The organism is Shewanella putrefaciens, from assembly GCF_016406305.1.
GTDB classification, from domain to species: domain Bacteria; phylum Pseudomonadota; class Gammaproteobacteria; order Enterobacterales; family Shewanellaceae; genus Shewanella; species Shewanella putrefaciens_C.
The window spans coordinates 3,239,706-3,259,199 of record NZ_CP066369.1 but is presented as its reverse complement, the minus strand read 5'-3'; the positions used below and the strand labels follow the sequence as shown (position 1 = coordinate 3,259,199).

Annotated in this window: 17 protein-coding genes; 14 read left to right on the top strand and 3 right to left on the bottom strand. The window is 47.9% G+C overall.

Annotated elements, in window-relative coordinates:
- Positions 1-73 precede the first annotated feature (73 nt).
- The 3 genes from rlmD to JFT56_RS14215 all read left to right on the top strand — a co-directional run bounded on the left by rlmD (position 74) and on the right by JFT56_RS14215 (position 4,999).
- A complete protein-coding gene (gene rlmD, locus JFT56_RS14225) occupies positions 74-1,432 on the top strand; it encodes a 23S rRNA (uracil(1939)-C(5))-methyltransferase RlmD (protein ID WP_198780699.1) in 1,359 nt (452 codons plus the stop codon).
- A 201-nt stretch (positions 1,433-1,633) separates the two neighbouring features.
- The gene (gene relA, locus JFT56_RS14220) at positions 1,634-3,841 is read left to right on the top strand and encodes a GTP diphosphokinase (RefSeq protein WP_198780698.1); all 2,208 of its coding nucleotides are present in this window, start codon (positions 1,634-1,636) and stop codon (positions 3,839-3,841) included.
- Positions 3,842-4,075: 234 nt separating this feature from the next.
- Entirely contained in the window at positions 4,076-4,999 is a 924-nt protein-coding gene (locus JFT56_RS14215; protein WP_233095523.1) for a transporter, read from the top strand.
- 58 nt (positions 5,000-5,057) lie between these two features.
- Here JFT56_RS14215 and JFT56_RS14210 read toward each other — a convergent pair whose 3' ends face one another.
- The 3 genes from JFT56_RS14210 to aguA all read right to left on the bottom strand — a co-directional run bounded on the left by JFT56_RS14210 (position 5,058) and on the right by aguA (position 8,624).
- Positions 5,058-5,225: a hypothetical protein gene (locus JFT56_RS14210; protein WP_420136034.1), complete on the bottom strand. Its 168-nt coding sequence runs from the start codon at positions 5,223-5,225 to the stop codon at positions 5,058-5,060.
- A gap of 506 nt (positions 5,226-5,731) precedes the next feature.
- Positions 5,732-7,438 carry an amidase gene (locus JFT56_RS14205; RefSeq protein WP_198780697.1) on the bottom strand — a complete coding sequence of 569 codons (1,707 nt, stop codon included), beginning with the start codon at positions 7,436-7,438 and terminating at the stop codon, positions 5,732-5,734.
- Between the two features lie 73 nt (positions 7,439-7,511).
- On the bottom strand, positions 7,512-8,624 hold the full coding sequence (gene aguA / locus JFT56_RS14200; protein ID WP_198780696.1) for an agmatine deiminase: 1,113 nt from the start codon (positions 8,622-8,624) through the stop codon (positions 7,512-7,514).
- Positions 8,625-9,056: 432 nt separating this feature from the next.
- Here aguA and mazG point away from each other — a divergent pair, with 432 nt between their 5' ends.
- The 11 genes from mazG to rpoS all read left to right on the top strand — a co-directional run bounded on the left by mazG (position 9,057) and on the right by rpoS (position 19,472).
- Entirely contained in the window at positions 9,057-9,983 is a 927-nt protein-coding gene (gene mazG, locus JFT56_RS14195) for a nucleoside triphosphate pyrophosphohydrolase (protein WP_420136001.1), read from the top strand.
- Positions 9,984-10,099: 116 nt separating this feature from the next.
- Positions 10,100-11,737 carry a CTP synthase gene (locus JFT56_RS14190; protein ID WP_198780695.1) on the top strand — a complete coding sequence of 546 codons (1,638 nt, stop codon included), beginning with the start codon at positions 10,100-10,102 and terminating at the stop codon, positions 11,735-11,737.
- 215 nt (positions 11,738-11,952) lie between these two features.
- A complete protein-coding gene (gene eno, locus JFT56_RS14185) occupies positions 11,953-13,248 on the top strand; it encodes a phosphopyruvate hydratase (RefSeq protein WP_198780694.1) in 1,296 nt (431 codons plus the stop codon).
- A 98-nt stretch (positions 13,249-13,346) separates the two neighbouring features.
- Positions 13,347-13,646 carry a cell division protein FtsB gene (gene ftsB, locus JFT56_RS14180; protein WP_198780693.1) on the top strand — a complete coding sequence of 100 codons (300 nt, stop codon included), beginning with the start codon at positions 13,347-13,349 and terminating at the stop codon, positions 13,644-13,646.
- A 62-nt stretch (positions 13,647-13,708) separates the two neighbouring features.
- Positions 13,709-14,416: a 2-C-methyl-D-erythritol 4-phosphate cytidylyltransferase gene (gene ispD / locus JFT56_RS14175; RefSeq protein ID WP_198783585.1), complete on the top strand. Its 708-nt coding sequence runs from the start codon at positions 13,709-13,711 to the stop codon at positions 14,414-14,416.
- Positions 14,417-14,458: 42 nt separating this feature from the next.
- Entirely contained in the window at positions 14,459-14,944 is a 486-nt protein-coding gene (gene ispF, locus JFT56_RS14170) for a 2-C-methyl-D-erythritol 2,4-cyclodiphosphate synthase (RefSeq protein WP_198780692.1), read from the top strand.
- Positions 14,945-14,965: 21 nt separating this feature from the next.
- Entirely contained in the window at positions 14,966-16,048 is a 1,083-nt protein-coding gene (gene truD / locus JFT56_RS14165) for a tRNA pseudouridine(13) synthase TruD (protein WP_198780691.1), read from the top strand.
- Positions 16,045-16,794, top strand: a complete 750-nt coding sequence (gene surE, locus JFT56_RS14160; RefSeq protein ID WP_198780690.1) for a 5'/3'-nucleotidase SurE — start codon at positions 16,045-16,047, stop codon at positions 16,792-16,794. The genes truD and surE overlap by 4 nt, the downstream gene beginning before the upstream one ends.
- The gene (locus JFT56_RS14155) at positions 16,791-17,426 is read left to right on the top strand and encodes a protein-L-isoaspartate(D-aspartate) O-methyltransferase (RefSeq protein ID WP_198780689.1); all 636 of its coding nucleotides are present in this window, start codon (positions 16,791-16,793) and stop codon (positions 17,424-17,426) included. The genes surE and JFT56_RS14155 overlap by 4 nt, the downstream gene beginning before the upstream one ends.
- 89 nt (positions 17,427-17,515) lie before the next feature.
- Positions 17,516-18,412 (top strand): peptidoglycan DD-metalloendopeptidase family protein, encoded by an 897-nt coding sequence (locus tag JFT56_RS14150; protein ID WP_198780688.1) that lies wholly within the window; start codon positions 17,516-17,518, stop codon positions 18,410-18,412.
- 79 nt (positions 18,413-18,491) lie between these two features.
- Positions 18,492-19,472, top strand: coding sequence for an RNA polymerase sigma factor RpoS (rpoS, locus tag JFT56_RS14145; RefSeq protein WP_198780687.1), 981 nt, complete (start codon positions 18,492-18,494; stop codon positions 19,470-19,472).
- Positions 19,473-19,494: the final 22 nt, after the last annotated feature.

The following is a 19,494-nucleotide window of genomic DNA, read 5'->3' as shown; positions in this document are numbered from 1 at the left end:
AGACATAATCGTTTTATAAGACTGCCAGAAAAAGGCCTGTCTTTGCCAGTTTTTTATTGATTTAGAGGCCGAAATGGCACAATTTTTTAAAGCAAAACCAAATAGTTCCAAACAGTTGTCGGCCAAATTGTCGCTGACGGTCAACCAGCTCGATCACTTAGGGGCAGGTATAGCACAACATCAGGGAAAAGTCGTGTTCATCCCAGGTGCGCTGCCTAATGAAAACGTGCAGGTACAGCTGACGGAGCAGAAGAAAAATTATGCCCGCGCTAAATTAATAACGGTAGAAACGCCTAGTGTTGAGCGGGTTGCGCCGGCCTGTCCCCATTACCATGCCTGTGGCGGTTGTGATTTACAGCATATGTCCTTAGCGGGGCAGCGTGAGCATAAAGAAGCTGCGCTGCTGGATATTATGGCGAAGTTTGCTGGCACTGAAGGCGGAGCTTTATCGCCTGCACTTACGGGGGAAGGCTGGCATTATCGCCGCCGTGCCCGCCTTGCAACTTTATTCGATAAAAATACCAAACAGTTAAGTTTAGGCTTTCGCGCCGCCAGTAGCAGCAATGTGGTGCCTATCAGCCAGTGTCAGGTGTTAGCTAAGCCGTTATCGGATTTGATCGTCCCCTTTGCTAAGTTGCTGAATCAATTGTCGGCTAAAGCAAGCCTAGGTCATTTAGAACTTATTGAAGCCGATAATGGTCACTTTGCAGTGCTGCGGATCACTAAAGCGTTAAACGATAAAGATCTTGCTAAGTTGTCAGCCTTTGCCGAGCAGCATCAGATCCACCTTTGTCTGCAGGATAATGAAGGGCAGTTCCACGGTGTCGGTGAGGTATTAATGCTACCGAGTTATACGCTTCTCGATGATCAAGATTCGGCCAGCCCGCAGGCCGTCAGTTTACGGTTCACGCCGGGTAACTTTGTGCAGGTTAATGGCCAAATCAACAAGGCCATGGTCGAGCAAGCCATGGATTGGTTAGCCCCGCAGGCCAGCGAGCGAATTTTAGATTTGTTCTGCGGTATGGGGAATTTCAGTTTGCCCTTAGCCAAAATAGGCGCGGATGTGGTAGGCGTTGAAGGGGTTGCCGAAATGGTGAGCCAAGCGCGGGATAATGCCTTAGCTAATGGACTCGATAACCTGACCTTTTACCACGGCGATTTGAGTGCTGATTTATCCCTCGAGCCTTGGATGGGCAAAATTGATAAATTATTGCTCGATCCCGCCCGCGCCGGTGCCTTTGAAAGTTTACAGTGGCTGAAGAAAATGAAGCCGCGCAAGGTAGTGTATGTGTCTTGTAATCCCGCCAGTTTAGGCCGCGATAGTGCGGTATTACTCGAGCGAGGCTACAAGTTACAAAAGCTTGGATTAATCGATATGTTCCCGCAGACGCACCATATCGAAGCGATGGCATTATTTGAGTTGGTAAAATAAATTTAGTGGCACTTAGCGTCGGTTAGATAGCGATATTTCAGCGGCTAAGCGTGGATCTGTAAAGTAAGCAAAGCGTTTGAATAACGTAAAAAACGTGAGTTTTTGGTCAGTTAGGTTTGACAAGTTCGCGCCAATGCTGAAGATAGGAGAGCTGAAGTGGTGCCCACTTTCTCCCTGAGCACGGATAAGGAAATAAATTAGATGGTCTCTGTTCGCGAAGCGCACTTTAATGATCCCGATTTTCACTTAGAAGATTGGGTGGCTCGCTATGTCGGCAATGCCGATGAAGCTCAGATGCTGCTTACCCTGATAGGGCAGATTGATGCTTTGCCCGCTAAGAGTCCCGCCGCGAAAAGAGAACTGCTCGAACGTGCCCGCGAGATGATCGAAATCCTCGCGCCGCTGAACATGGATATCGAAACCCTGCAGGCGGCAATTCTGTTTGTGGTGTTCGATGCCGGACTCTTGACCGAAGATGCCATCAAAGAAAAATTTGGTGAGCCGCTGGCACGTTTAGTGGCGAGTGTCGTGACCATGAACGCCATCGGCGCCTTGAAAATCAATCCCAACAGCCGCTCCACCGAGCCGCAAATCGACAATATCCGCCGCATGTTACTGGCTATGGTTGAAGATGTGCGCGCCGTGGTGATCAAACTGGCCGAACGTGTGTGTTTGCTGCGGGCGGTGAAAAATGCCGATGAAGAAACTCGTGTTTTGCTGGCCCGTGAAATTGCCGATATTTATGCGCCGCTCGCCAACCGTTTAGGGATTGGACAATTGAAGTGGGAGCTGGAAGATATTTCTTTCCGCTACCTGCATCCAGATACCTATAAAGACATCGCTAAGCAGTTAGACGGTAAGCGACTGGACCGTGAAGTCTTTATTGAAAAGTTTGTCAGTCAGTTGCAGCAAAGATTAGATGAAGATCATATCCGCGCTAAGGTTTACGGCCGGCCGAAACATATCTACAGCATCTGGCGTAAGATGAAGGGCAAACACCTCAAATTTGATGAGTTGTTCGACGTGCGCGCCGTGCGTATCGTGACTGAGCGTTTGCAGGATTGTTATGGCGCATTAGGCGTAGTGCATACCCTTTGGCACCATATTCCTCGGGAATTTGACGACTATGTCGCTAACCCTAAACCTAACGGTTATCAATCGATTCATACCGTAGTGGTGGGGCCTGAGGGCAAAACCGTTGAAATTCAAATCCGTACCCAAGATATGCATGAAGATGCGGAGCTGGGTGTGGCCGCGCATTGGAAATACAAAGAAGGCAATCATTCCGGTAAGCAAAGCGGCTACGAAGAAAAAATTAACTGGCTGCGTAAAATTCTGCAATGGCAGGAAGACGTGGTCGAAAGTGGCAACTTGGTCGAAGAAGTGCGCAGCCAAGTGTTTGAAGACAGAGTCTATGTGTTCACCCCAAGCGGTGAAGTCGTCGACCTGCCACTGGGCTCAACCGTGCTCGACTTTGCCTATTACATTCACTCCCAAGTGGGGCACAAATGTATTGGTGCTAAGGTCGATGGCCGTATTGTGCCGTTTACCTATCAGGTTGAAACCGGCGAGCGAATCGAAATCATCACCTCGAAACAGCCCAATCCCAAGCGCGACTGGCTTAACCCTAACTTAGGGTATATCCGTACGGCGCGGGCTCGCTCGAAAATCCAGCATTGGTTTAAGCAGCAGGACAGAGACAAGAATATTGTCGCCGGCAAAGAAATGCTCGAATCAGAACTCGCTCGGGTCAGCCTTAAAATTAAAGACGCGGCCATTGCGGTCGAGCGCTTTAATATGGCGAGCATGGATGACTTACTGGCGGCGATTGGCGGCGGTGATGTGCGTTTGCATCAAGTCGTTAACCATATTCAGAGCCGTCTGCGTCTTGACGAAGTGTCAGAAGAAGATGCGGTCGAAGAATTAGTTAAGAAGGGCCAACATAAGCCGACCTCCAGTGGCCGTGGGCAGATTGAAGTCAACGGAGTGGGTAACTTGCTTAACCATATTGCCCGTTGTTGTCAGCCCGTTCCTGGTGATGAGATCTTAGGTTTTATTACGAAAGGCCGTGGCATTTCTGTACATCGCGCTGATTGTGAACAAGTTAAAGAGCTGATGCGCCTTCACCCAGAGCGTGGCGTCGATGTGGTCTGGGGCGAAAATTATTCCGGCGGTTATCGGATGCGTCTGCGGGTATTAGCCCACGATCGTAGTGGTTTGTTGCGTGACTTAACCTCAGTACTGGCTGCCGAGAAATCTAATGTCCTCGCTATGAGCTCATCATCAGATACTAAAAATCAGACCGCCGCGATTGAGTTGGAACTGGAGCTTTATAACCTCGATGGGCTATCGCGGGTGTTATCTAAGTTATCCCAAGTCGATAGCGTGATCGAGGCTCGCCGACTGTAGTTTTCGATTTTGCTTTAAAAAGGGCGGTAGGGTGAATTTCGCCGTGCCGCTTTTTATTTAGCTGATTGTTTATGGTATATAACGATCTGGGGCTGTGAGTCACAGAAAATTCGAGCATGTTTTTTGTAGTTTCTCCTCATTTATCAAAGCTATCTAAAAGTATTAACTTTACCTCTTTACATTATTCACCTAGCATTTACCTAGTACATTTTCTTCATTGTGATTAAAGCCCTTATGCCATATCGTGCAGAACAATTAACGCCTAAGTTAAAGCTCGCCATTGGGAGCTTGTTGAGTGTGTTATTGTTGCCAAGTGCAAATGCGCAAGATTTAGAGCCACGCAGTTTTGCTAATATTCCCACTGGTATGCATTTTTTAGTTCTCGGCGCCGTGCATTCAGAAGGCGACTTTTCGCCTTCACCTTCGATTCCAGTCCAAAATGCGACATTAATCTCCAACGCAGGTGTTTTTGGCTATGCGCAAACATTCGCGATAGCGGGCAGTTCTTCTAAATTAGATGTGGTGGGTGCCCGTTTGTGTATACACGGCCGCGCCGAAGTGAATGACACTATGGTCGAAGGCGGGCGCTGCGGCTATACCGATCCGCAAGTGCGGCTCACGTGGAATTTTTACGGTGCACCAGCCCTAAAACGTACTGAATTTGCTCAATATGATCCCAGAGTGGTGATTGGCACAAGCTTACAAGTCAGTGTGCCCGTTGGCACTTATGATGAAACTAAATTGTTGAATGCGGGCGCGAATCAATGGATATTCAGGCCCAGTATCGGCATGTCGCAGCATCTCGGAGATTGGTACTATAACCTTATCGCCGCGGTGCGATTATACGGTGACAATGATGCCTACTTTAATCAGGTATATGTTGAGCAGGCGCCGCAATACAGTATGCAGGCACACTTGATATATACCGTCGCCCAAGGACAATGGGTGTCTTTAAGTGGCAACTATTTCTACGGTGGCGAAACCAAGAAGAATGGCGTTTGGTCTAAGGATGAACAGAGTAATTCTCGCTTTGGGTTAACGTATTCATTTTCCTTATCCCAAAGTCAGAGTATTAAACTCTATGCCAGTAGAGGAGTGATCACCCGAATTGGTAACGATTTTGATACTTTCGGCGTTGTTTGGCAGTATGCTTTTTAATGATTAAAACCGAACCAAGATCAATTGTAAGCACTAAATGATAGTGATTGCTCCCTGTCTATTTCGCAAAGAGGGCATAAGCACAAATATCGATACAAAATATCGCGGACAAGGCTTTGATTTTACCAACAATCCAGCCACGTCGATGCTCGTAACTGCGACCCGTGAGTTTATCCTCGCCACATAAAAAAACCTTATCCCGTGGATGAAAGGCTGCCCCGTCCATGGGCGATCGTCTCGTTAATTTCTTAATTTTTTGATTGGCAGCCTACATCCATTCGATGTCTTACAATAAAAGTGTTATGGGTGTTCCCACTTTTTTATAATTGGCTTTTTATCTATTTTCACGACAACTAAGTGATGGTTGTTGATATTTTCAACCGCTCATTCTCACAAACCAACACATTCTTATCACACTGAATCTGTGCCAACTTGCTCATTCGCTCATTCGCTCATTCGCTCATTCGCTCAGCTGCCTTAGCTGTTGCACGGTTTGCCTTCAAGCGGCATTGACTAGAGTTGTCTTAACGAGACTGATAAAAGTGGCTGAATTGCTATCACAGCAAACGGTAAAGTCTTGCTTCTGACTTTTCGTTGGCGTTAAAAAACGGGATTGGCATCCTGATTCCAATCCCGTTTTTCACTTCTTATTTCTTACATTTAGTGCTTAGGCTAAGTGCTTTGCCTGAGTACCTTGCCTTAGCTCTTAGAATTAGCAATTAGGCTTAGCGCTTATTGACTCAGCTTTGGTGTGCGTGGCGGAATAATGCGCCTGTTACCTGTTGACTCAAATGCACCGGCAAATTTAAGCAAGTTATTATCGTCATAGGCGCGGCCTGCGAAAGTTAAACCAACTGGCATGCCAATGTCGGCCATCACGCCCATAGGTACAGTCACAGTCGGTACGCCTAAGTGACGAATCGCAAGGTTTCCGTTTGCGACCCAAACCCCGTTACTCCATGCGATATCGGCAGAAGCCGGATTCACATGCGCATCGGCGGGCCCCACATCCGCCACGGTTGGGAACAGCACGGCATCAAGCTTAAGATTGTCCATCCAGTCTTCGAGATCTAGCTTACGCGTCTTCTCTAAGCCACGCAGACCATCGGGAATGCTGTCGATCTGGTCATAGGATTTAAGACCACGCTTAGCCATGTTGACGTACTCTTCCATGCCTGCCGCTAAATCACCTTCACGGTTAGGCAAGGTGCCAAGATCATGGGGAAATATCAAATGCCCCACCACATCTTCAAGCTTGTTGAGTTTAGGGTCATTGTTAGCACGCAGGAATTCATCGAATGCCCAACCTGAGAGTTCCCATAATTCATCATGGAGGAACTGAGGCGTGACTATGCCACGGTTAAACACGGTCGGCGCACCCGGGCGGTCACCTTCACAATTGGAAACCAACGGGAAATCGACTTCAATCACTTCGGCGCCAGCGGCTTCCAAGGCTTTACGCGCTGCTTCCCACAGATCGATAACCGATTGGCGGGTATGAATACGTTGACCCGTTGGCCCCCCGATACCTGGGTTTTCGCTAGTGCCAGCCAATTCATCTTTGTTGATGTACATGCGCGGCACGCCAAAACGCTTATCCTTAAGGGTGTCTGCGTTAGCGGCTAACGCCAGATAGGACTCTGGGCGAACGCTAGAAGCTTTAGGGATCTCGACCCAAGGTTGCAGACGCCAGAGATCGCCACGGGTGATAGGATCGTCGGCCACAATCACATCCAACACTTCAAGCATATCCGCCATTGTGCGAGTATAGGGCACGACCACATCCATGGTCGGGGTTAACGGCCAGTTACCGCGCACCGAAATCACGCCCCGTGACGGAGTGTAAGCACACAAACCGTTATTGGACGCAGGGCCACGGCCACTCGACCAAGTTTCTTCGGCAAGACCAAAAGCAGAGTAACTCGCGGCCGTGCCCGTGCCCGCCCCATTGGAAGAGCCCGAAGCAAACGGAGCAGTAAGATAATCAGCATTGTATGGGCTTTCAGCGCGGCCATAGTGACCACGCTGCATGCCGCCATTGGCCATGGGTGGCATATTGGTTTTGCCTAGGCAAATGGCACCCGCGGCGCGTAGGCGCTCAACGGCGAAGGCATCGTACTGGGCCACTAAATCTTTAAATGCTGGGCTGCCAGACGCCGCCGTCAGTCCCTTCACCAAATAGCTGTCCTTGGCGGTGTAAGGAATACCATCGAGCGGGCTTAAGGTTTCGCCACGGGCACGGCGCGCATCTGACGCCTCGGCTTCTTTGAGCGCATCGGGATTGTGTACCACTAACGCATTGAGCTTGGTCTGAGTAGCAGGGCCATCGTAAGCCGCCACTCGAGCCAAATAGGATTTCACCAACTCAACCGCTGTCGTCCGGCCAGATTCAAGCGCAGCACGCAGCTCGGCAATAGAAACTTCAGTGACTTCAAACATCTTGCGCCCTCCCGCAGAAAGCCAATTGTGGTGTAATAACAGTGACATCAATCGTCATGCTGTTCTCCTTGGGTTACTTTCCAGCAGGGATTTGCTGAGTAATACAATGGATATTGCCGCCACCTAATAAAATCTCACGGGCTGGCACACCCACAATTTCATACTCTGGGAAGATTTCCTGCAGTTTTTCGGCTGCGATATCATCGGTTGCAGGATCAAGCAACGGGAACACGATGCGATGATTGGTGATTAAAAAGTTCACATAAGAACCCGCTAAACGCTCACCCGCCGTGCGTGGCACGCCAGTGCCTTCGGTCACGCCTTTTGATTCTTCTTCGGTGCAATACAGCGGCCCCGGTTGTGGCAATAGATGGATTTTTAACTTACGGCCTTGGGCGTCTACTGTGTTTTGCAATACTTCCAGCGCGGCTTTTGAGCGAGGATATTGTGGATCAGCTTCATCATCGGTCCAGTGTAGGATCACTTCACCAGGACGCGCAAAACAGCACATGTTGTCGATATGGCCATCGGTCTCATCCATATAAACGCCATCTTGCAGCCAGATAAACTGCTTAACATTCAAATAGTCACGCAGTAAGTCTTCAATCTGCTCTTTGGTCAGATCAGGGTTACGGTTGGCGTTGAGTAAACATTCGGCGCTCGTCATACAAGTGCCTTCACCATCGACATGAATGGAGCCACCTTCGAGGATCAGCGGCGCGCTGTAACGGGCAAAACCATGCTGCGCAAGCATTTGCTGCGCAACTTGCTCGTCCTTATCCCATGGGAAGTACAAACCACCGTTATGGCCGCCCCAAGCGTTAAAGCCCCAATCAACACCACGGCATTCGCCATTATCATTTACAACGACGGTTGGCCCAGTGTCACGAGCCCAGCAGTCGTCGCTATCCATTTCAACCAGAGTGACGTGGGATGGCATAACCGTTTTGGCTTGTGCTAAAAAGGCTTTTGGGACACCCATATAAACCGGCGTTGCCGCACCAATGGCATCGGCCACCTTAGCAAAGGTCGCCTGAGCATAGGCACCAGCTGCGCGCCAGTTGTCGGGACGATAGGGCCAAATCATCCACACGGCTTGCTGCGCTGCCCATTCGGCAGGCATGTAAAAACCATCTTGGGATGGCTTAGTCGTTAACGGCGTGGCATCCACTGTCACGTTTGTCATGAGTTTTGTCTCCAGTAATGCTGAAATCTATAGGGGTGTTCGCCCTAACATAGGGTGATAGAATAGAAAACACCTAGCATAATCAAATAAATAAATCGAATTATCGCATTCATCTCGCAGCTTTCACTCATTATGGTTAGGTCGAAATTACCGCATATCCACAGGGTGAGTTTTAGCGTCGTTGAAATATTGCTGCGTATCTTATCATTTAAGGCGGCCTGTGCTGAATAGTGATATGCAACGCATAGATGAGAATTTGTAGGTAAAGGTAAGCCGTCCCTTCGCGCCATGGTGAGCATCGCATAGCACTTTTATGTTAGCTAGCTTATCATCGCTTTACTGTGGTCTTCGCTAAAAAGCATTGCTGGGGCGTATTTTTTGCTCTTCCTCGGCATTCGCTCGTTTCAGTATTTATTTTTAAAGGATATCAGCATGACTTCCCGCACGGCGCCATTAAGCTCACTTCCAGCGACGGAACTTTCTATGACTGAACTTTCTATGACTGAACTTTCTACAACGGAATTGTCTATCACAGATGTTGAGCCGCTACTTAAGATAATGGAAAAACTGCGCGATCCACAGACAGGATGCCCATGGGATAAAGCGCAAACCTTTCAAACCATAGTGCCTTTTACCTTAGAGGAAGCCTATGAGGTCGCCGATACCATAGAGCGTTTAGCCTGGGATGAGTTACCCGATGAACTGGGGGATTTGTTATTTCAAATCGTATTCTATTGTCAACTCGGTAAAGAGCAGGGCAAGTTTAATTTTACGAGCGTGATAGAGAAAATCAGCGACAAGCTAACCCGTCGTCACCCCCATGTGTTTGGTGAGCAAAATGGGCAAATTGGCGATAGCGCCCAAGCGATGAAAGCCAATTGGGAGGCGATTAAAGCGACTGAGCGTGAGCAAAAGGCGCAGCAAGTGGCGGGTGACACCCAAGCTGATGTGCAGGTTTCTGTATTGGATAATATTCCTCGCTCGCAACCCGCATTATCGCGTTCAATCAAAATTCAGCAAAGGGTGGCACGAGTCGGCTTCGATTGGGCCGAACTTGAGCCCGTGGTCGCTAAAATCCACGAAGAAATCGATGAAGTCTTGCATGAAGTGAATCAAGACGAGCAAGACCAAGCTAAAGTGCAGTCTGAAATGGGCGACTTGCTGTTTGCCGTGGTGAATTTAGCTCGCCATCTTAAGGTCGACCCCGAGCAAGCATTGCGCCAAGCCAACCTTAAATTTGAACGGCGTTTTCGCGGTGTCGAGCAGTTAGCCGCCGAAAATGGTAAGGGCTTAGAAGCACATACCTTAGCCGAGCTTGATGCTTACTGGGATAGCGTAAAAGCGACGGAATCGAGATAAACGGCAAATTATCCCGATTGGTGTTTGTCGAATCGCACCACCTTTGGTATACTACTGCCCCGTCCTAGTGCTTTCTTACAAGCACGTATTTTCAAACTCATTTTCTCAGGTTCAGCATGACTACAAGGTATATCTTCGTTACTGGTGGCGTGGTTTCATCACTAGGTAAAGGCATTGCAGCTGCATCATTAGCCGCAATTTTAGAGGCCCGCGGTCTCAATGTAACCATCATGAAACTGGACCCATACATTAACGTTGATCCGGGTACCATGAGCCCAACCCAACATGGCGAAGTATTTGTGACTGAGGACGGTGCAGAAACAGATCTCGACTTGGGTCACTACGAGCGTTTTATCCGTACTAAGATGAACCGCCGTAACAACTTCACTACCGGTCGTATTTACGAAGAAGTATTACGTAAAGAACGTCGTGGCGATTATTTGGGCGCAACCATTCAGGTTATCCCACACATCACTAATGCGATTAAAGAAAAAGTATTAGCCGGTGGCGAAGGCCATGATGTGGCTATCGTCGAAATCGGCGGTACTGTGGGTGATATCGAATCTTTGCCGTTCCTCGAGTCTATCCGTCAGCTCGGCGTTGAGCTGGGTCGTGATCGCACTCTGTTTATGCATTTAACCTTAGTGCCTTTCTTAGGCGCGGCTGGCGAAGTGAAAACTAAGCCAACTCAGCACTCAGTGAAAGAACTGCGTTCTATCGGTATTGCCCCCGATGTGCTGGTTTGCCGTGGTGACCGTGCAATTCCTGCAAATGAAAAAGCCAAAATATCGTTGTTCTGTAACGTCGAAGAGCGTGCGGTTATTTCATTAAAAGATGTTGATAGTATTTATAAAATCCCAGCTTTGTTACGTTCACAAGGTTTGGATGACTTAGTGGTTAAGCGTTTCGGTTTAGAATGCCGTGAAGCTGACTTGTCTGAGTGGGAAAATGTGATTTATCAAGAAGCTAATCCAAACGGCGAAGTCGTGATTGGTATGGTGGGTAAATACATTGAACTGCCAGATGCCTATAAGTCAGTTAACGAAGCGTTAAAGCACGCAGGCCTTAAAAACCGTGTATCTGTGACCATCAAGTATATTGATTCACAAACCGTAGAAGCCAAAGGCGATGAAGTCCTACAGGGCTTAGACGGTATCTTAGTACCCGGCGGCTTTGGCGAGCGTGGTGTTGAAGGTAAGATACTGGCGGCAAAATTTGCCCGTGAAAACAAACTACCTTATTTTGGTATTTGTTTAGGTATGCAAGTTGCCCTGATTGAATTTGCGCGTAATGTTGCAGGTATGGCTGATGCACATTCCACTGAATTCAATAAAGAAACGCCGTTCCCAGTGGTGGGTTTGATCACCGAATGGGTTGACGAAGAAGGTAACCTAGAGCAGCGCCATGAGGCATCTGACTTAGGTGGCACTATGCGTTTAGGCGCCCAGTTATGTCATCTACTCGATGGTTCAAAAGCGGCTCAGGCCTATAAAGGCAACACTTGTATTGAACGCCATCGTCACCGTTACGAAGTGAACAACAAGTACAGAGAACGCTTAGAGCAAGCGGGTATGGTGTTCAGTGGTTTGTCCTCCGATCGTAAGCTAGTGGAAATGATCGAATTAAAAGATCACCCATGGTTTGTTGCGGGTCAATTCCACCCTGAGTTCACCTCAACTCCGCGCGATGGTCACCCATTATTCGAAGGGTTTATTGCTGCGGCAAGTGCGCATCAAAAACGTGATCTGAAGTAAGAATATTTAAGGCCGGACCCGCGACAGTGGGGCCGGCCTTTTGCTACACTCAAGCCGCTTAAACCTGAGTGAGAACTCGTACCCATGTGCATAAACGACATGCGTATAGACGGAAATAGTAAACGGAATTTAAAGATTTTAGTCGTGCTTTACATCTGTTTATTCCCATAGGTATTGGTTTTTTCTTTTATTTTTAAACTTAAATCGAGGGTAATATGGCTAAGATTATTAACGTGATTGGCCGCGAGATTATGGATTCTCGTGGTAACCCAACAGTTGAAGCCGAAGTGCATTTAGAAGGCGGTTTTGTGGGTATGGCTGCGGCGCCTTCTGGTGCATCAACCGGTAGCCGCGAAGCGTTAGAATTACGTGATGGCGACAAGAGCCGTTATTTAGGCAAAGGTGTATTAACGGCGGTTGCCAACGTAAACGGCGTTATCCGCGCTGCATTATTAGGCAAAGATGCCACTGCACAGGCCCAAGTGGATCAAATCATGATCGACTTAGATGGCACTGAAAACAAAGACAAGTTAGGCGCAAACGCGATTCTGGCTGTGTCTTTAGCGGCAGCCAAAGCGGCTGCGGCATCTAAAGGGATTCCTTTATACGCGCACATCGCCGAATTAAATGGCACTCCAGGCCAATATGCTATGCCAGTGCCTATGATGAACATCTTAAACGGTGGCGAGCACGCGGATAACAACGTTGATATCCAAGAATTCATGGTGCAACCTGTTGGCGCTAAAACCTTCCGTGAAGCACTGCGCATGGGTGCCGAAATTTTCCACACGCTGAAAAAAGTGCTACACAACAAAGGTTTAAGCACTTCTGTTGGTGATGAAGGTGGTTTTGCCCCTAACTTAGCGTCAAACGCCGATGCCCTAGCCGTAATTAAAGAAGCCGTTGAACTGGCGGGCTACAAGTTAGGTACTGATGTGACTCTGGCACTCGATTGCGCCGCATCTGAGTTCTACAAAGATGGCAAATACGATTTAGCGGGCGAAGGTAAAGTGTTTGACTCAAACGGCTTCTCTGATTTCCTAAAATCATTAGCGGAGCAGTACCCAATCGTGTCTATCGAAGACGGTTTAGACGAGTCAGATTGGGATGGTTGGGCATACCAAACTAAGATCATGGGTGACAAGATCCAATTAGTGGGCGACGATTTATTCGTAACCAACACTAAAATCTTAACCCGTGGTATCGAAAACGGCATCGCTAACTCAATCCTGATCAAGTTCAACCAAATCGGTTCATTGACTGAGACTTTAGCCGCCATTCGCATGGCGAAAGAAGCCGGCTACACAGCGGTGATTTCACACCGTAGCGGTGAAACTGAAGATTCAACCATTGCTGACTTAGCCGTGGGTACAGCGGCTGGCCAAATCAAAACCGGTTCACTGTGTCGTTCTGACCGTGTCGCGAAGTACAACCAATTGCTGCGCATCGAAGAGCAATTAGGTGAAAAAGCCCCGTACCGTGGTTTGAAAGAGATCAAAGGTCAGGCGTAATTTAACGTCCGATGTAAAAAGGCCACCACTTGGTGGCCTTTTTTGTTGTACTATCTGCAATATATTTTTTAATCCAAGATACTGACGCTAATTCCTCCATGAAATTTTTTGTCATTGCACTCATAGTGCTACTCGGTTTGCTGCAATACCGGCTGTGGTCGGGAGATAACAGCCTGCCCGAATACTTTGTCCTGCAAAAACAGATTGCGGCGCAGCAGGAAGGCAACGCTAAACTCAACGAGCGTAATCAAGTGCTTAAGGAAGAGATTATCGACCTTAAAAGTGGCACCGAAGCGATTGAAGAACGTGCCCGTAACGAGCTTGGCATGGTCAAAGAAGGCGAGACTTTCTATCGCGTGGTAGGCGGTGACCGTGCAGTATCGAGTCCTTCACAGTGATGGAGCAAATGCGTATGGATATCGCATTAGAAGCGGATAAGCATTCAGAAAGCCAAACCCAAATGGCCGATATCACCGCCCATCAGCTTCACTCGGTTGTGGCGATAGTGCCTGCCGCGGGGATCGGCGCCCGTATGGGGGCGGGTAAGCCAAAGCAATATTTAGAGCTATTAGGCCAAAGCATACTGGCCCATACCTTAGATAGGTTATTGTCCCATCAGCAGATCACCCAAGTTATTGTTGCCCTGCATCCAGAAGACACTTTTTTTGAAGCCTTGCCCCAAGCTCAGCACCCTAAGTTAGTCACAGTGTTAGGCGGTGGTGAACGCGCCGATTCGGTGTTGGCAGCGTTGCAGCAAGCGCCAGAACACAGTTGGGCCTTAGTACATGATGCGGCAAGGCCATGTTTAACCGAAGGGGATATCGATAAGTTGCTGGCATCGAGAACGCGCTTTCCCCAAGGGGCGATTTTGGCTATGCCAGTACGTGATACCATGAAACGTGCCGATGCAAAGGGGGAGATTTGCGCAACCGTCTGCCGTGATAGTTTATGGCACGCATTGACACCGCAATTATTTCCGACATCCCAGCTTAAATTGTATCTGCAGGGTGCCATTGCCGCGGGCGCCGTGGTAACGGATGAAGCCTCGGCCATGGAATGGGCGGGGATATCACCAGGACTGGTTTCGGGGAGAGCCGATAATATTAAAGTGACTCATCCCGATGATTTAGGCTTAGCAGAGCTTTTTTTGATGCGGGCCACTAAGTAGTTTATATAAAATTAAAAATAATCAATTTGTTAGGGTGGATAAATGAAAATCCGTATCGGCCATGGTTTCGATGTTCACAAATTTGGCGAAGCGCGACCATTAATTTTATGTGGTGTTGAAGTACCCTATGAAACTGGACTCGTTGCCCACTCGGATGGTGATGTGGTTTTGCATGCGATTTCCGATGCCATACTTGGCGCACTGGCGCTAGGGGATATAGGCAAACATTTCCCCGATACGGATGCCGCTTATAAAGGCGCCGATAGTCGCGTATTACTGCGCCATTGTTATGGGTTAGCAATCGCAAAAGGGTTTGAGCTAGGCAATTTAGACGTCACTATTATTGCCCAGGCACCTAAGATGGCGCCCCATATTGACGCAATGCGCCAGATATTAGCCGACGATTTAACCGCGGAAATTGATGATATTAATGTCAAAGCCACTACAACTGAAAAGTTAGGTTTTACAGGGCGTAAAGAAGGCATAGCGGTAGAAGCGGTTGTCTTGATGAAACGTATACAAGATTAATTAACGAGATAAATAAGTCCCATGAGTGAACTCCATTACCTATACGGCAAGCCACTTGGCAGCGCAGATTTACGTACTCATAACAGCGATTTTATCGTGAAAGAGATTTTGCCTTTTAGCCCGACAGGCGAAGGCGAACATCATCTGCTGCATATCCGTAAGGATGGGCTGAATACGGTTCAAGTGGCTGAAATGATAGCCAAGTTCGCAAAAGTGCATCCAAAGGAAGTGACCTACGCGGGGCAAAAAGATAAAAATGCCATAACGGAACAATGGTTTGGTGTACGCATCCCGGGTAAAGAGACGCCCGCTTGGGCAGAGCTTAACAGCGAACGATTAACGCTTCTCTCCAGCAGTCGTCACAGTAAAAAATTACGCATCGGCGCACTGCTGGGCAATCGATTTATCCTGACCTTACGTAATGTCACCCAAGTTGAAGATATTATCGGCCGTATCGAAAAAGTGAGCCAAATTGGTGTGCCCAATTATTTTGGTGAGCAACGCTTTGGCCACGATGGTAAAAACTTAGTTTTGGGACGGCAAATGTTGGCCGGCAAGAAGGTCAAAGACAGAAATAAGCGCAGCATGTATTTATCTGCCGTGCGCTCACATCTGTTTAATACCGTTGTGTCCTACCGGTTAGCAAACCATGGCACTAAGCCATTAGCGGGGGATTGTGTGATGTTGGCGGGGAGTAAAAGCTTCTTCGTCACGCCTGAATGGGATCTGGTGGTGTTGAAACGTCTGATTGAAAAAGACATTCAACTCTCCGCACCCTTGTGGGGCCGCGGTATGATGTTACCTCAAGGTGAAGCCGCCGCGATGGAAACCGCTGCTATGGCGGAATTAACGGACGATTGTTATGGCTTAGAACATGCGGGATTGGAGCAGGAGCGCCGGCCATTGCTGCTAGAACCACAAGGGCTTAAATACGAACAAACGGAAGATGGACTAGTGTTGGAGTTTATTTTGCCCGCGGGGAGTTTTGCGACTTCCTTACTCAGAGAGTTAGTCAATTATCAGGATGTAAAAGAGCAGCAATGGCAGGCAACGCTCCCCCCTGAGGTGCAAACGACTAACGGCAGTGATGAAACCGCATCATGATCCGCATTCTTGTCAGTAACGATGATGGCGTCAATGCACTTGGGATCCGCGCCCTGACCGAAGCACTCGCTGAAATCGCCCATGTGATGACAGTCGCACCTGACCGTAATTGTTCTGGGGCAAGTAACTCTTTAACCTTGACTAATCCATTAAGAATTAATAGGTTAGATAATGGCTATATTTCAGTGCACGGCACTCCCACCGATTGTGTGCACTTAGCCATTCGTGAGCTTTGCGATGGTGAGCCCGATATGGTGGTTTCAGGCATTAATGCGGGCGCGAATATGGGGGATGACACTTTATATTCGGGCACAGTTGCGGCAGCGATGGAGGGGCGGTTTTTAGGCTTCCCAGCTGTGGCGATTTCGCTCAATGGTCGAGAGGGCAAACATTATCATTCTGCGGCCGTTTATGCTCGCCGTATTGTGCAAGGATTGTTAGCTCACCCCTTGGCAAGCGATCAGATTTTAAATATCAATGTGCCAGATTTACCCCTAGAAGAAATTAAAGGGATTAGAGTGACACGGCTTGGTGCGAGGCATAAAGCCGAAGGGATAGTGCGAACCCAAGATCCCGCAGGCCGGGAAATCTTTTGGTTAGGCCCTCCAGGCCTTGAGCAGGATGCGACCGAGGGCACGGATTTTCATGCTATCGCTAATGGTTATGTTTCCATCACGCCTTTAACGGTAGATCTCACTGCATATAGACAATTATCGGCATTGCAAAATTGGGTAGATAAAATATGACTCGAATTGCCTCAACATCGGCGGTGAATTTAGCTAAAAAGCTCCATGATACGGGGATCCGTCATCAAGCCCTGTTGAAGGTAATTTCTCAAACGCCGCGGGAATTGTTCCTCGATGATGCATTAGCCCACAAAGCCTATGAAAATACCGCTTTGCCGATAGGGCAAGGTCAGACCATTTCTCAGCCCTATATTGTGGCTCGTATGACGGAGCTCATACTACAAAACCAGCCGCAAAAGGTGCTTGAGGTGGGAACTGGATCGGGCTATCAAGCGGCGATTTTGGCGCAATTAGTGCCTGAGCTTTATACCATAGAGCGGATTAAAGGGCTGCAGATCCAAGCTCGGCAGCGATTGAAGCGACTCGATTTACATAATGTTTCCTTTAAATATGGCGATGGCTGGCAAGGCTGGCAAAATCGGAGTCCCTTTAACGGTATTATGGTGACGGCGGCGGCCTCAACTGTGCCGGAGGCCTTATTATCCCAGTTAGCCGACGGTGGTGTGCTAGTGATCCCCGTTGGGGAAGAAACCCAGCAATTAATGCGGATCACCCGTCATGCCGATCGATACAGTTCCGAGATCGTAGAAACGGTGAAGTTTGTCCCTCTAGTCAATGGTGAACTCGCTTAACATTTGCAGCCCTTGTCTAAGGCAAAATTGTTGTGAGACATTATTTCTCCCATAGCAAACAGTGATACAACTTAGTAAAGGAGTTTTTATTGTTGAATGCGGGTTTACTTTTAAACCTTGGTTTGTTGTTTATGCTTGTAGGCTGTAGCTTCCAGGCGAGTCGTCCCGCACCTGTCGAAAGTCTTTCCCACAGTTATTCAAAACATAATAAAGGCCACATTAAATCAAATTCATATAAAGTTAAAAAAGGCGATACGCTCTATTCAATTTCATGGGCCGCGGGCAAGGATTTCGCCGAAATAGCCAAAATTAATCAATTAGATAAATCGTACACTATCTACCCTGGACAGATTTTATATCTCACTGAAACCCCGTCAGTATCTAGATCAACATCGACGTCTTTAGCTGGAAATAACCCGACAGCTAAAGGTCGGAGTGAAGTTAATTCCTCGACAAAACAATCTTCTAGTGATAATTCCAGCGCCAAAAATCAGTCAAATGATCCTCAGAAAAAAACACTTGATCAGAAAGCGAAGCCTGCGTATTCTGCAACAAGTGCTCAACAAAGTGTTAACCCTTCAATAGTTGCCCCCACCTCGACACTGCCCGGCAGTGTGAGTCAGTGGCAATGGCCAGTAAGAGGTAAACTGATTGGGACTTACTCTGCTAATGAGCAGGGGAATAAAGGCATTAAGATCGCAGGAAGACGTGGAGATATCATCAAAGCCGCTGCAGATGGGCGGGTGGTATATGCAGGTAGTGCGCTGAGGGGATATGGTAATTTAGTCATCATTAAACATAGTGACGATTACCTTAGTGCTTATGCTCACGCAGATCAGATCTTAGTCACTGAAAAGCAACATGTCCTTGCAGGGCAAACAGTTGCAAAAATGGGCAGCACAGGCACTAACCAGGTAATGTTGCGATTTGAAATTCGTTATCATGGTCAATCTGTAAACCCACTTAACTATCTACCTAAGCAATGATTGTTTAGGGCCTTGTTGGCATGGAGGAAATAGAATTGCAGTAATTCCAGCAGTTAAATTAGGTTTGGGAGATTTGATCATGAGCCGTATAAATAGCACTGCCGCAGAAGAACTAGTAGATTTTTCCGTAGAAACCGCAGAGTTTGATCTCGAAAAAGAGGATACAGTTGCCGATTTAGTTCAAGAGCTTGGACTAGAACAACAGGTTCAAGATGACCTGCAAAAAAATCTTGATGCCACTCAACTCTATTTAGGTGAAATAGGGTTTTCCCCACTGCTTAGCGCAGAAGAAGAAGTTTATTTTTCCCGTAAGGCCTTAAAAGGCTGCGAAAAATCCCGTAACCGCATGATCGAGAGCAATTTAAGGCTCGTCGTGAAGATTGCCCGCCGTTACAACAATCGTGGTCTTGCCCTGTTAGATTTAATCGAAGAAGGTAACCTAGGATTGATCCGCGCAGTAGAGAAATTCGACCCCGAAAGAGGTTTCCGCTTCTCTACCTATGCGACGTGGTGGATTAGACAAACAATTGAACGGGCGATTATGAACCAAACCCGTACGATTCGTCTGCCTATCCATGTTGTAAAAGAATTGAATGTGTATTTACGTACAGCGCGGGAGTTAGCACAAAAGCTTGACCATGAACCCACAGCGGAGGAAATTGCTGAAAAGCTGCAGGTTTCCAGTGCCGATGTGAGTCGTATGCTGAAGTTGAATGAGAAAATCACCTCTGTCGATACGCCTTTGGGGGGCGATAATGACAAAGCGCTGTTAGATGTGCTGGCCGATGATGATAACGTAGGCCCTGACTATAAAGTGCAGGATGAAGATATTTCTAACTCTGTCGTCAAATGGTTAAACGAGCTTAATACGAAACAAAGAGAAGTGTTAGCGCGTCGATTTGGCTTATTGGGGTATGAACCATCCACTTTAGAAGATGTGGGGGCTGAGATAGGCTTAACCCGTGAGCGTGTACGCCAAATTCAGGTGGAAGCCCTAAAACGTCTACGTGATCTGCTCGGTTCACAGGGGTTATCAGTGGAAGCATTGTTTAGAAATTAATGTCTTTGGGGAGACTTGATTT

Coding starts and splice junctions, on each gene's coding strand:
- surE (WP_198780690.1), top strand. CDS start 16,045: ATGATCCGCATTCTTGTCAGTAACGATGATGGCGTCAATGCACTTGGG.
- JFT56_RS14205 (WP_198780697.1), bottom strand. CDS start 7,438: ATGTTTGAAGTCACTGAAGTTTCTATTGCCGAGCTGCGTGCTGCGCTT.
- ftsB (WP_198780693.1), top strand. CDS start 13,347: ATGAAATTTTTTGTCATTGCACTCATAGTGCTACTCGGTTTGCTGCAA.
- JFT56_RS14215 (WP_233095523.1), top strand. CDS start 4,076: ATGCCATATCGTGCAGAACAATTAACGCCTAAGTTAAAGCTCGCCATT.
- aguA (WP_198780696.1), bottom strand. CDS start 8,624: ATGACAAACGTGACAGTGGATGCCACGCCGTTAACGACTAAGCCATCC.
- JFT56_RS14155 (WP_198780689.1), top strand. CDS start 16,791: ATGACTCGAATTGCCTCAACATCGGCGGTGAATTTAGCTAAAAAGCTC.
- ispD (WP_198783585.1), top strand. CDS start 13,709: ATGGCCGATATCACCGCCCATCAGCTTCACTCGGTTGTGGCGATAGTG.
- truD (WP_198780691.1), top strand. CDS start 14,966: ATGAGTGAACTCCATTACCTATACGGCAAGCCACTTGGCAGCGCAGAT.
- mazG (WP_420136001.1), top strand. CDS start 9,057: ATGACTTCCCGCACGGCGCCATTAAGCTCACTTCCAGCGACGGAACTT.
- eno (WP_198780694.1), top strand. CDS start 11,953: ATGGCTAAGATTATTAACGTGATTGGCCGCGAGATTATGGATTCTCGT.
- rpoS (WP_198780687.1), top strand. CDS start 18,492: ATGAGCCGTATAAATAGCACTGCCGCAGAAGAACTAGTAGATTTTTCC.
- ispF (WP_198780692.1), top strand. CDS start 14,459: ATGAAAATCCGTATCGGCCATGGTTTCGATGTTCACAAATTTGGCGAA.
- rlmD (WP_198780699.1), top strand. CDS start 74: ATGGCACAATTTTTTAAAGCAAAACCAAATAGTTCCAAACAGTTGTCG.
- JFT56_RS14190 (WP_198780695.1), top strand. CDS start 10,100: ATGACTACAAGGTATATCTTCGTTACTGGTGGCGTGGTTTCATCACTA.
- JFT56_RS14210 (WP_420136034.1), bottom strand. CDS start 5,225: ATGGACGGGGCAGCCTTTCATCCACGGGATAAGGTTTTTTTATGTGGC.
- relA (WP_198780698.1), top strand. CDS start 1,634: ATGGTCTCTGTTCGCGAAGCGCACTTTAATGATCCCGATTTTCACTTA.